13 protein-coding genes are annotated in these 11,372 nt (G+C 67.5%); 12 read left to right on the forward strand and 1 reads right to left on the reverse strand.

Annotated features, from left to right (window positions below):
- The first annotated feature begins 162 nt into the window (after nucleotides 1–162).
- The 5 genes from G6034_RS18395 (at nucleotide 163) to G6034_RS18415 (ending at nucleotide 5,454) form a co-directional block, all read left to right on the forward strand.
- Nucleotides 163–1,089 (forward strand): ABC transporter permease, encoded by a 927-nt coding sequence (locus G6034_RS18395; protein ID WP_176636552.1) that lies wholly within the window; start codon nucleotides 163–165, stop codon nucleotides 1,087–1,089.
- Entirely contained in the window at nucleotides 1,082–2,095 is a 1,014-nt protein-coding gene (locus tag G6034_RS18400) for an ABC transporter permease (protein ID WP_176636553.1), read from the forward strand. Before G6034_RS18395 ends, G6034_RS18400 begins: the two co-directional genes overlap by 8 nt.
- 5 nt (nucleotides 2,096–2,100) lie before the next feature.
- On the forward strand, nucleotides 2,101–3,942 hold the full coding sequence (locus tag G6034_RS18405) for a dipeptide ABC transporter ATP-binding protein (protein ID WP_176636554.1): 1,842 nt from the start codon (nucleotides 2,101–2,103) through the stop codon (nucleotides 3,940–3,942).
- Nucleotides 3,943–4,063: 121 nt separating this feature from the next.
- Nucleotides 4,064–4,987 (forward strand): PIG-L family deacetylase, encoded by a 924-nt coding sequence (locus tag G6034_RS18410; RefSeq protein ID WP_218064064.1) that lies wholly within the window; start codon nucleotides 4,064–4,066, stop codon nucleotides 4,985–4,987.
- The gene (locus G6034_RS18415; protein ID WP_176636556.1) at nucleotides 4,984–5,454 is read left to right on the forward strand and encodes a hypothetical protein; all 471 of its coding nucleotides are present in this window, start codon (nucleotides 4,984–4,986) and stop codon (nucleotides 5,452–5,454) included. Before G6034_RS18410 ends, G6034_RS18415 begins: the two co-directional genes overlap by 4 nt.
- Nucleotides 5,455–5,575: 121 nt before the next feature.
- On the opposite strand, the gene G6034_RS18420 is transcribed toward G6034_RS18415, so the two are convergent.
- Entirely contained in the window at nucleotides 5,576–5,812 is a 237-nt protein-coding gene (locus G6034_RS18420; protein ID WP_343038156.1) for a putative acetyltransferase, read from the reverse strand.
- A gap of 108 nt (nucleotides 5,813–5,920) precedes the next feature.
- On the opposite strand from G6034_RS18420, the gene fdxA reads away from it, so the two are divergent.
- The 7 genes from fdxA to G6034_RS18455 all read left to right on the forward strand — a co-directional run.
- Nucleotides 5,921–6,244, forward strand: a complete 324-nt coding sequence (fdxA, locus tag G6034_RS18425; protein WP_176636557.1) for a ferredoxin — start codon at nucleotides 5,921–5,923, stop codon at nucleotides 6,242–6,244.
- Between the two features lie 10 nt (nucleotides 6,245–6,254).
- The gene (gene dapC, locus G6034_RS18430) at nucleotides 6,255–7,445 is read left to right on the forward strand and encodes a succinyldiaminopimelate transaminase (protein ID WP_176636558.1); all 1,191 of its coding nucleotides are present in this window, start codon (nucleotides 6,255–6,257) and stop codon (nucleotides 7,443–7,445) included.
- A gap of 243 nt (nucleotides 7,446–7,688) precedes the next feature.
- A complete protein-coding gene (locus tag G6034_RS18435) occupies nucleotides 7,689–8,972 on the forward strand; it encodes a citrate synthase (protein ID WP_176636559.1) in 1,284 nt (427 codons plus the stop codon).
- Nucleotides 8,973–9,097: 125 nt separating this feature from the next.
- Entirely contained in the window at nucleotides 9,098–9,280 is a 183-nt protein-coding gene (locus tag G6034_RS18440; protein WP_176636560.1) for a hypothetical protein, read from the forward strand.
- A 99-nt stretch (nucleotides 9,281–9,379) separates the two neighbouring features.
- Entirely contained in the window at nucleotides 9,380–10,003 is a 624-nt protein-coding gene (locus G6034_RS18445; protein WP_176636561.1) for a TetR family transcriptional regulator C-terminal domain-containing protein, read from the forward strand.
- A 125-nt stretch (nucleotides 10,004–10,128) separates the two neighbouring features.
- The gene (locus G6034_RS18450; RefSeq protein ID WP_176636562.1) at nucleotides 10,129–10,740 is read left to right on the forward strand and encodes a hypothetical protein; all 612 of its coding nucleotides are present in this window, start codon (nucleotides 10,129–10,131) and stop codon (nucleotides 10,738–10,740) included.
- 78 nt (nucleotides 10,741–10,818) lie between these two features.
- Nucleotides 10,819–11,372: IS630 family transposase (locus G6034_RS18455; RefSeq protein WP_176636563.1), on the forward strand; the 554-nt coding region annotated here is incomplete at its 3' end.

Here is an 11,372-nt window from a genome sequence, read left to right on the forward strand (position 1 = left end):
TGTTGTCCGAATCATCTATTGTCTGAATCACATACCTTTGTGCTACTTTCCGTACTAGCGGCAATGCGGCGATCCCGTACCTTGTCCAGTACAGTCCACTATTTGAACAGGTAATTTCATGAACGATTTGCCATCAGGAACACCGGGGGAGGAGACGCCGTAATGGTCATGTTCACGCTCCGCCGCTTCCTGCAGCTGATTCCCGTCTTTTTTGGGGCCACGCTGCTGGTGTACTTCCTTGTTTTTGCAACCCCCGGCGATCCCATTGCCGCACTGTCCGGCGGTAAGCCGATGGCGCCCGCCGTCGAGGCCGCCCTCCGCGCCCAGTACAACCTGGACCAGCCGTTCTGGATCCAGTACGGCCTGTACTTGAAGAACCTTGTGACGCTCAATCTTGGCCAGACGTTCTCCGGCCAGGACGTCTCCGCGGTGATTGGCCGCGCCTACCCCGTCACGGCCCGGCTCGCCATCATGGCGCTTTCCATCGAGGCAATCTTCGGCGTCCTGTTCGGTGTCATCGCCGGCCTGCGCAAGGGAAAGCTGTTCGACGGCACCGTCCTGGTCGCCTCGCTCGTCGTCATCGCCGTTCCCACCTTCGTGCTCGGCTTCGTCCTCCAGTTGGTCGTCGGCGTCCAGCTCGGCTGGGCCCGTCCCACCGTCAGCGGCGCGGCCCCGTGGAACGAGCTCCTCCTGCCGGCAATCGTGCTGGGGCTCGTGTCCCTGGCCTACGTCATCCGCCTGACCCGTGCCTCCATCAGCGAGAACATGAACGCCGACTACGTGCGCACCGCCACGGCGAAGGGCTTGAGCCGCACGCGTGTGGTGGTGGTCCACATCCTGCGCAACTCGCTGATCCCCGTGGTCACCTTCCTGGGCGCAGACCTCGGCGCCCTGATGGGCGGCGCGATTGTCACGGAGGGCATATTCAACGTCCCAGGCATTGGCAACCTGCTCTACAAGGCCATCCTGAAGGGCGAAAGCGCCACTGTGGTGGCCGTGGTCGGCATCCTGGTCATTGTGTTTGTGGTGGCCAACCTGGTTGTGGACCTTTTGTACGCCTGGCTCGACCCAAGGATTCGCTATGTCTGAGAAACTGACACCTGAAACTGACCTGACCAAGCCGGTGACCCCGGTGTCGCGCCAGGGCAAGACGTCCAGCCGCGTCATCGAACACTTTGTGGCGCCGCTGGAGGAAACACCGCTTGCGGCCATTGACAACGTCGATGAGACGGCAGCCCCACTGAGCCTGTGGGCCGACGCATGGCGCAACTTGCGGCGCCAGCCGCTGTTCATCATTTCCGCCTTGCTGATCGTGCTGGTTCTGGTGGTGGCGTTCGTGCCCCACCTCTTCGCGAGCGTCGACCCCACGAGCTGCACGCTGAACGATTCCTCGGAAGGGGCACGGGCCGGGCACCCGTTCGGCTTTACGCTGCAGGGCTGCGATGTTTATTCGCGCATGATCTACGGCACGCGGGCCTCGCTCCTGGTGGGTGTCCTCACCACCCTGGGCGTCCTGGTCGTTGGCGGCACCATGGGTGCCCTGGCCGGCTACTACGGCGGCTGGATCGATACCGTTCTGGCCCGCCTGGCGGACATCTTCTTCGCGCTGCCGCTGATCCTCGGCGCCATCGTCATGATGCAGCTTCCGGCCTTCCGCGACAACCGCAGCGTGTGGACGGTGGTCATCACCCTGGTGATATTCGGCTGGCCGCAAATTGCCCGCATCACCCGCGGTGCTGTGATTGAAAACCGCAACGCCGACTTCGTCACCGCCTCCAAGGCCCTGGGGCTGTCACGCTTCAACGCGCTGGTGCGGCATGTCATCCCGAACTCGCTGGCCCCCATCATCGTGGTGGCGAGCATCTCGCTCGGAACGTTCATCGTTGCCGAGGCCACCCTGTCCTTCCTGGGCATTGGCCTGCCGGACACTGTCATGTCCTGGGGTAATGACATCGCGGCCGCCCAGCCGCAGGTGCGCAACAACCCCGGCGTGCTGCTGTGGCCCGCCGCCGCGCTGTCCGTCACCGTCCTGAGCTTCATCATGCTGGGCGACGCCCTGCGTGATGCGCTCGACCCCAAAGCAAGGAAGCGGTGACAGCCATGTCCAATCATGCAACAGGCGGAACTGTGAACCCCGGCGCGGCACGGACGGACGACGTCCCGCTGCTCGAAATTCGCGACCTCGCCATCACCTTTGAAACCTCCAACGGCCCGATCAACGCGGTGCGCAACGCGCACCTGACCATCATGCCCGGGGAAACGGTGGCCATTGTCGGCGAGTCCGGCTCGGGCAAGTCCACCACCGCCCTGGCCGCCATCGGACTGCTGCCGTCCAATGGGCGCGTCAGCGGCGGCCAGATCCTCTTTGACGGCGAGGACATCGCCAACGCCAGCGAAAAGCGGATCATTGAGCTCCGCGGAAATTCGATCGGCATGGTCCCCCAGGACCCGATGTCCAACCTGAACCCGGTGTGGAAGATCGGCTTCCAGGTCAGGGAGACCCTCAAGGCCAACGGGTTGGCAGGGGCAAACTCCAAGGAGCGCGTCGCCGAGGTCCTCGCCGAGGCCGGCCTTCCGGATGCCGCCAACCGTGCCAAGCAGTATCCGCACGAGTTCTCCGGAGGGATGCGCCAGCGCGCGCTGATTGCCATCGGCCTCGCCTGCCGCCCCCGCCTGCTCATCGCCGACGAGCCCACGTCCGCCCTGGACGTGACGGTGCAGCGGCAGATCCTGGACCACCTGGACCGGATGACCAGCGAGCTGGGCACGGCCGTGCTGCTCATTACCCACGACCTCGGCCTGGCCGCCGAGCGCGCCGAAAAGCTGGTCGTCATGTACAAGGGGCAGGTGGTTGAATCGGGACCCGCACTGGAGATCCTGCGCAACCCCCAGCACCCCTACACCCAGCGCCTGGTCAACTCGGCCCCGTCGCTGGCGTCACGGCGCCTGCAGTCGCAAAAGGCGAAGGACGCGCTGGCCGCGGCGGTCGCCGGCCTTGACACGCCCCTGGACGATGAAAACGACCCGGCCCATGTCGGCAAGGCGCCCACGGACGCCGGGCTCGCGCCGTCGTCCGTCCCCGCGGCGCCCGCACAGCCGGTCAGGGCGGCACGGCCCGCGCCGAACGGTGAGCGCAAGGGTGCCCAGGCCGGCGAAACCATCCTGGAGGTCAAGAACCTCACCCGGGTGTTCAAGCTCCGCGGCGCGCTCGGCAAGTCCACGGACTTCAAGGCGGTGGACGATGTGTCGTTCAGCGTCCCGCGCGGCACCACCATGGCGATTGTTGGCGAGTCCGGTTCCGGCAAGTCCACGGTTGCGCAGATGGCCCTGAGCCTGCTGGCACCCACCGAGGGCAGCATCCTGTTTGACGGGGTGGAGGTGAACTCGCTGAAGGGGAAGGCGCTCTTTGACTTCCGCCGCCGCGTGCAGCCGATCTTCCAGGACCCGTACGGATCGTTGGACCCGATGTTTAACATTTTCCGGACAATCGAGGAGCCGCTGAAGATCCACAAGATCGGCGATTCAAAGTCCCGGGAGAAGAAGGTCCGCGAGCTGTTGGACCAGGTGTCCATGCCGGCCAGCACCATGCACCGGTTCCCGAACGAGCTCTCCGGCGGCCAGCGCCAGCGCATCGCCATTGCGCGTGCACTGGCGCTGAACCCGGACGTGATCATCTGTGACGAGGCCGTGTCCGCCTTGGATGTTCTGGTGCAGGCGCAGGTGCTGAACCTGCTCAACGAGCTGCAGGAGGATCTGGGCCTGACGTACCTGTTCATCACGCATGACCTCGCCGTGGTCCGACAGATCGCCGACCACGTCACTGTCATGCAGAAGGGGCGCGTGGTGGAGGCCGCCTCCACGGACGAGGTCTTCAGCAACCCGCGGCAGGTCTACACGCAGGAACTGCTCAACGCCATTCCGGGGGCTACGCTCCTGGTTTAGCAACGGTTTCATCCGCAGGCCGGCACCCCCTCCCCGGGGCGTGCCGGCCTGCGGCGTTTCCTGGGCGCTGATGCGGGGGGTGCCGCGGCGGGCGGGTAGATTGGGGGCCATGGAGAAACCCATGTTGCTGCCCGGAACCGGGCCGCACGCCACGCTGCTCTTCATCCATGCGCACCCCGACGACGAAACCCTGGTTACCGGCGCCACCATGGCCGCCTACGCCGCTGCCGGCGCCCGCACGGTCCTGCTCACCTGCACGCGCGGCGAGCTGGGCGAGGTCATCCCGCCGGAGCTGGGCCACCTGGAAGTGGGGCGTTCCCTTCGGCTCCCGGACGAGCCCGCCATGGACGAGCCCGCCACGCCCGACGACGGCCGCGTCACGCACGACGCCGGCCGCGGCCCGGGTGCCCCGCCCGCCGACGGCACGGGGCTGGCCCGGGTGCGCGAACGCGAGCTGGCGGCCGCCCTGGCGGCGCTGGGTGTCCGCGAACACCTCTGGCTGGGCCAGGGCGTGGCCGCGCCCGCCTCGGGACCGGTGGTGTTCCGGGACTCAGGGATGCAGTGGGGGCCGGACGGGCGCGCCGTGGCCGCGTCGACCGTCCTGGAGGGCGCGCTGTCCCGGGGTTCGCTCGACGAACAGGCCCGGCTGGCGGCCGCCGCCATCCGCGGCCTCCGCCCGGAGGCCGTGGTGAGCTACGCGGCGGACGGCGGCTACGGCCACCCGGACCACGTCCGGACCCACCAGCTGGCCATGGCCGGCGTGGCTCTGGCGGCCGGGCCCGCCGACGGCGTGCCGGGCTGGAAGGTGCCTCACTTTTTCGCCATTGTCAGCGACCGGCCGGAGCGGCCCCTCGAGGCCGGCATCCCGCGGATTGCGGTCGCCGGGGACAAGGCCGCCAAGGCTGCGGCGATGAGGGCGCACCGGACGCAGATTGTGGTGGACGGGGACCGGTATGCGCTCAGCGACGGCATCTGGCGGGACATCTCCGGCGTGGAGGAATTTGTTGAGCTGGCGGCGGGACCGCCCGGATCCGGGGACGCATGACCAGCCCTGCAGCCCCCGGGAGCCCGCCCGGACGCGGACCCGCGGGGCCAGGGCCGGAGCTGCCCCCGGACCTGCCCCCTGAGGGCAACCCCCTGCCGCCGCCCCGCCGCTGGGCGATGGTGGCGGCCGCCGTCGGTGCCGGCATTGGCACGGGCCTGCTGGGCACCTCGCTGCATGGCCACGCCCTGTATGCCGGCGCGACGGCCATCCCGCTCGGGTCGCTGGCCGCCCTGGTGATGCTGGCCGCCGTCGAACTGTTTGTGGGGCTGTGGGGCAGGAACGTGTGGACGGTGGTGCTGTGCGGCGCCGCCGCCTACCTCTGCGCCGGGGTGCTGTCCCTGCAGCGCGGCGCATTCGGCATGATCTCCGCGAACATCCAGGGGAACGTGTGGCTTTTTGGGATCGCCGTGGCCACGCCGCTTGTCGCCTGGCTGGCCTGGGCCGTCCTGCGCCGGAGCCGCCGATAGTACGGATCGGGCGGGTGTGGCGCCCGCCACGTCGCGAGGCGTGTGCAAGGGTGCGTGGAAGGGCGCCAGCTGTGGACTTCCACGCCGCCGCACGGGGGCAAACGGCGCGGCGGCGCAAGTGCTACGCCGCGGGGAAACGCCGCTTCCGGGGCGCGGGAGGCGGGGGAACAGGCTTGGCCAGCCGGACGTCGTCGTACGCAATGGCGACGTCACCGGTACGGGTCGCCACCGTCACGCCCGCAGCGCCACGGGCCATGAGCTGGCCGAGTGCGTCGGTGGTGCCGCCGTCGATCGTGTAACGGACCACCACTCGGGTGCCCAAGGGGAGGGCGGCGAGGACTTGCAGGGCACGGTTCACCTCTTCATACTAAGTCTCGCCGGGATGCGGGCCGGGGTACCGTGGGGGATAATGAACGTACCCCGGCCTTCCAGCCGGCGGATAAGTCGTTGTGAGGAAGGTCGGGACGTGACGTATGTAATTGCGCAGCCGTGCGTGGATGTCAAGGACAAGGCATGTGTGGAGGAGTGCCCTGTTGACTGTATCTACGAAGGTGAACGCTCGCTCTACATCCACCCCGACGAATGCGTTGACTGCGGCGCCTGCGAACCTGTGTGTCCCGTGGAGGCCATCTACTACGAGGACGACACCCCCGACGAGTGGGCCGAATACTACAAGGCCAATGTTGAGTTTTTTGACGTGCTTGGCTCCCCGGGCGGTGCCGCGAAGATCGGCAACACGCACACGGACCACCCCCTGATCGCCGCGCTTCCGCCGCAGAACCAGGGCTGACGCGCACCCCATGACCCCGGCACCGACCCCGCCTCCGGCTTCCGCGAGCCCCGCAACCGGGGGCCAGGCCCGCCACGGCCTGCAGCTTCCCGACTACCCGTGGGACGCCATGGCCCCCTACCTGGCCACGGCAGCCAAGCACCCGGACGGGCTGGTGAACCTGTCCATCGGCACGCCCGTGGACCCCACCCCGGCCCTGATCCAGGACGCCCTGAAGGCGGCATCGGACGCGCCCGGCTACCCCACCACGCACGGGACGCCGGCGCTCCGCCAGGCGATCGTGGACTGGTTCGCGCGGCGCCGCAACGTGCCGGGCCTGGATCCCGACGACGTCATGCCCACGGTCGGCTCGAAGGAACTGGTGGCCTGGCTGCCGCTGCTGCTGGGGCTGGGGAAGGACGACGTCGTGGTCCGCCCCACGGTGGCGTACCCCACCTACGACATGGGCGCGGTCTTTGCCGGCGCCACCGCCGTCGCCGCCGATTCGCTGGAGGAGCTCGACGCCGGCGCCCGGGCCCGGGCGCGCCTGGTCTGGGTCAATTCGCCAGGCAACCCCACCGGCATAGTCCGTTCCGTGGACTCCCTCCGCGAGATCGTGGCGCAGGCACGCGAGGTGGGCGCGGTGGTGGCCTCCGACGAATGCTACGGCGAGCTGGGCTGGGGCCCGTGGGACCCGGAAAACGGGGGCGAACCCGTCCCGAGCATCCTGGACCCCCGGGTCACGGGAGGCAGCCACGACGGTTTGCTCGCCGTGTATTCCCTCAGCAAGCAGTCCAACCTGGCCGGCTACCGGGCCGCCTTTGTGGCCGGGGACGCGGGCATCATGGCAAACCTGGTCAACAGCCGCAAGCACGCTGGCATGATTGTGCCGTTCCCCGTGCAGGAGGCCATGCGCGCCGCGCTGGCGGACGACTCCCACGTCAGCGCCCAAAAGGCCCTGTACCGGGCTCGCCGCGAACAGCTGGCCCGCGCCCTGGAGGCCTTTGGGCTCACCATCCACCACTCCGAGGCCGGGCTGTACCTGTGGTGCACCGCGGGCGAGGACACCTGGACAACCATCGGCAGGCTGGCGGACCTCGGCATCGTGGTGGGTTCCGGCACGTTTTACGGGGAGGCGGGCCACGGCTTCATCCGTGTTGCGCTGACCGGGACGGATGAACGCATCGGCGCCGCCGTGGCGCGGCTCGGCGCAAATTCGTGACGTCTTGTCCACCCGGCGGCCGGATGTCCAGCTGCGGATTAGTGTTGGATGGCACCTAAGCGGTAGTTTCGTATCTAGACGTCTATGCCACCGTGCACCGTTGCGCCGAATTGCAGCCGCTGCCCCGCAGCAACTTCGACGGCCGCGCAGCCGGGCCGAGCGGTGCGCGGTGAACCCCGTGGGCGGAAAAGTTGCATAGATCTGACCAGAGCCTTTCGCAGGCTACCTCATGAAGGGGACTCCATGTCTGATTCCACGAGCGCCACACTGCGCTACGACGGCGGAGAGCTCACGCTTCCGCGGATTGAAGCCGTCGAAGGCAACGCCGGGTACGACGTTTCCAAGCTGCTGGCCAGCACCGGCGCGGTCACCTACGACCCCGGGTTCGTCAACACGGCCGCCACCTCCTCGGCCATCACCTACATTGACGGCGACCAAGGAATCCTGCGCTACCGCGGCTACCCCATCGAGGAGCTGGCCGAGCACTCGAGCTTCCTGGAAGTGTCCTACCTGCTGATCTACGGGAACCTGCCGTCCCCGTCCGAGCTGGAAAAGTTTGATTCCAGGATCCGCCGGCACACCATGCTGCACGAGGACCTCAAGGGCTTCTTCGGCGGCTTCCCGCGCGACGCCCACCCCATGCCCGTGCTCTCTTCCGCCGTGTCCGCGCTGTCCACCTTCTACCAGGACTCGCTGGACCCCTTCGACGACGAGCAGGTGGAGATGGCCACCATCCGCCTCATGGCCAAGATGCCCGTCATCGCCGCCTATGCCCACAAGAAGTCGATCGGCCAGCCCATGCTGTACCCGGACAACTCCATGGGGCTCGTCGAGAACTTCCTGCGCCTCAGCTTCGGCCTGCCCGCAGAGCCGTATGAGATGGACCCCGTGGTGGTCAAGGCCCTGGACCTGCTGCTGATCCTGCACGCCGACCACGAGCAGAACTGCTCCACCTCCACCGTCCGCCTGGTGGGCAGCGCCAACGCCAACATGTTCGCCTCCGTCTCCGCCGGCATCAACGCCCTCTTCGGCCCGCTGCACGGCGGCGCCAACGAGGCCGTGCTCAACATGCTCCGGGACATCCAGTCCAGCGGCGAGCCGGTGGAGAAGTTCGTGGAGCGGGTGAAGAACAAGGAAGCCGGCGTCAAGCTCATGGGCTTCGGCCACCGCGTCTACAAGAATTACGATCCCCGCGCCAAGATCGTCAAGGAGACCGCCCACGAGATCCTGGCCAAGCTTGGCGGCAATGACGAGCTCCTGGACATCGCCATGCGCCTGGAGGAGGTGGCGCTGACCGACGAGTACTTCATCTCGCGCAAGCTCTACCCCAACGTGGACTTCTACACCGGCTTGATCTACAAGGCCATGGGCTTCCCCGAAAAGATGTTCACGGTGCTCTTCGCCATCGGCCGCCTGCCCGGCTGGATCGCGCAGTGGCGTGAAATGATGAAGGACCCGCAGACCAAGATCGGCCGCCCGCGCCAGCTGTACACGGGCGAGCCGGAGCGCATGTACCCTTCGCGCTAGCTTCGCTGCTCGAGCTTGTCCATGCATCATCCACGTACGACGGCGGCGGGTGACCTCCCCTGGGAAGCCGCCCGCCGCCGTGCCATCCGGGGCCGCGACAAGGGCCGCCAGCAGGAGAAAACGGAATGTTGAAGATGATTGCCCAGGCCTCCGCCCTGGCGCTGGGCCTGGTCACCGTGGTGCTGGGAGTGGTGGCCCTGGCCGGGCACCCGGAACTGTGGCCGTTCACCATCGGCGCCGCCGTCATTACGCTGGTGCTGGCGGCCGTGGTGCTGGTCGACAAAAGGAAGCGGTCCGCCGGAAAGTAGCGGATAACGCACGCCTGTGCCTTCTCCGGCGCGTGCGTGCTTCCTCGTGCGCGGGCGCCAAATGGGCCAATAGTGAAACATGTGTGCTAAAAAAGACTTGTGCCGAAAATTGTCAATGCGGATGACCGCCGCGAACTGGTTGCCGACGCCGTCTTCGAAGTAATCAACCGCCAGGGGCTTGCCCAGGCGTCGTTGCGAAATGTGGCCGAGCGGGCCGGCCTGGCCCTGGGTTCAGTGCGGCACTACTTTGAGAACCAGGCGGAACTCATGGAGTTTGCCTTCCGCGTCAATTCCGAGCGGATCCACCTGCGGGCCCTGGACCGCCTGGAGGACCTGGAACAATCTGCGCTGCCCCAGGATGCCGGGGCCCTCGTGGAGAAATGTGCCGTGGTCCTTGAGGAACTCCTGCCCCTGGATGCCCGGTCCAACGCCGAGGCCGTGGTGCGCACCGAGTTCATGCTCGCCGCACGCACCGACGTGGGCCTGCGGGATGCCGCGCAGGACGACTACCGGGCCACGGGCGCAGTGGTGGGGCGCGTCGTCCTGCAGCTGCTGGAAAGCGGCCTGATGGCCGGCGCCCCCGAGCCGGTGGACGTGGCCGAGCGCCTGATCGCCGTGCTGGACGGGCTGGGGCTGCGCATGGTCCTGCAGCCTGGCTGGGCCGGCCCGGAACAGGGCCGGGCCACGCTGCGCCGGCACCTGCGCGCACTGCTGGCCGCGTAGGGGCCCGGATTCCGGGGGCCTGGATGGGCCGGCCGGAGCCGCCCCTGCCGCCGAATCGCCGCTAAGAGTAATCTGGGTCCAAGGGAGTGCCGCAGTCAGGCCCGCGGCGCGTGGAGGCGAGAACTATGCATCATACCGGCGGCCCGGGCTGGCGGATCACCATGGACACCTGCGGTCCCATGCTGATTGCGCTGTACATTCGAGATGTGGCGGGCCTGGCCGGAGCGGGGAGGCCGGCGCTGTCCCACGTGGCACCGCAAGTGCGGCCGGCCGACCCCAGCCAGCTCACGGCGCATGTGGGCGGCACCGAAGCCCTGCGGGACCAGTGGGAGCACTGGTGGGGCCGGCTGCTGGCCGTGCACCCCGGGATGGAGCCGCCGCTGGTCCCCCCGAACTTTGGCGATTTTGCCGGCATGCCGGCCCTGCAGCGGGTATTGCAGGCGCACTACGGGGCGGCATTGACGTGGTCCAGGGAACAGAGCAGTGCCTACCAGCTGCTGGCGGCGGAGCGCGAGACCCTGGGCGGGCACAAGGTGCTTGCCGACATGGTGCAGAACCGAGAAATGGAATTGGGACGTAGCGCACGGGACTTCACGCTCACCATCGTGGAGATGCCGCTGGCCGAGCAGCGGGCCTGGTTCATTGAGCCGGACCGGCTGATCATGAGCCAGCATCTGCTGGACGACCACCAGGCCTTCCTCAGCTACGTCCAGCCCGTCGTCGAGTTGCTCGTCTAGCCGCGGTCCCTGCCCAACCATGGCGCACTAGTGTAGTGTCTCCAAAATAGTTCATGGTTTGGGTGTTAAACTTGGGTCATGTCGAATCACGCCCCCGCCTTGGCCATTGATGACTCCCAGCGCGAGGTCCTGGTGGCCCTGTCCAGGTCGCAGGTTGCCTCGCACCGGGAGGTGCAGCGGGCGCAGGTCCTGTTGATGGCCTCCGAGGGCCTGGCCAATGAGTGGATTGCCCGGGTGGTGGGCGTGAACCCGGGCACGGTGCGTGCCTGGCGTGCCCGCTTTGCCCAGGACGGGCTGGCGAAGTTCGGTGCGGTGCGTGCCGGGCGCGGCCGGAAGCCGGTGATCCCGGAGTCAAAGATCGCCGAGATCGTGTGGCTGACGCAGAACACAAAGCCGGAGGCGGAAACACACTGGTCGGTGCGTTCCATGGCCGCACGCGTCGGCGTCTCCCCGGCACAGGTGCAGCGGATCTGGGCCGCCCGTGGGCTCAAGCCCCACCTGGTCAAGACGTTCAAGCTCTCCAACGATCCGAACTTCGACGAGAAGCTTATCGATGTGTGCGGGCTGTACCTGAACCCGCCGGAGAATGCGATCGTGCTGTGCATGGATGAGTTATGCGAAGCTTCGCATAA

It is taken from the genome of Arthrobacter wenxiniae (assembly GCF_013376105.1).
In the GTDB taxonomy this organism is placed as follows: domain Bacteria; phylum Actinomycetota; class Actinomycetes; order Actinomycetales; family Micrococcaceae; genus Specibacter; species Specibacter wenxiniae.

What these genes read in the sequence shown, in the direction of transcription:
- G6034_RS18450 (WP_176636562.1), top strand. Translation starts at nt 10,129, where the DNA reads ATGCATCATACCGGCGGCCCGGGCTGGCGGATCACCATGGACACCTGC.
- G6034_RS18440 (WP_176636560.1), top strand. Translation starts at nt 9,098, where the DNA reads ATGTTGAAGATGATTGCCCAGGCCTCCGCCCTGGCGCTGGGCCTGGTC.
- G6034_RS18400 (WP_176636553.1), top strand. Translation starts at nt 1,082, where the DNA reads ATGTCTGAGAAACTGACACCTGAAACTGACCTGACCAAGCCGGTGACC.
- G6034_RS18435 (WP_176636559.1), top strand. Translation starts at nt 7,689, where the DNA reads ATGTCTGATTCCACGAGCGCCACACTGCGCTACGACGGCGGAGAGCTC.
- dapC (WP_176636558.1), top strand. Translation starts at nt 6,255, where the DNA reads ATGACCCCGGCACCGACCCCGCCTCCGGCTTCCGCGAGCCCCGCAACC.
- G6034_RS18395 (WP_176636552.1), top strand. Translation starts at nt 163, where the DNA reads ATGGTCATGTTCACGCTCCGCCGCTTCCTGCAGCTGATTCCCGTCTTT.
- G6034_RS18410 (WP_218064064.1), top strand. Translation starts at nt 4,064, where the DNA reads ATGTTGCTGCCCGGAACCGGGCCGCACGCCACGCTGCTCTTCATCCAT.
- G6034_RS18405 (WP_176636554.1), top strand. Translation starts at nt 2,101, where the DNA reads ATGTCCAATCATGCAACAGGCGGAACTGTGAACCCCGGCGCGGCACGG.
- G6034_RS18415 (WP_176636556.1), top strand. Translation starts at nt 4,984, where the DNA reads ATGACCAGCCCTGCAGCCCCCGGGAGCCCGCCCGGACGCGGACCCGCG.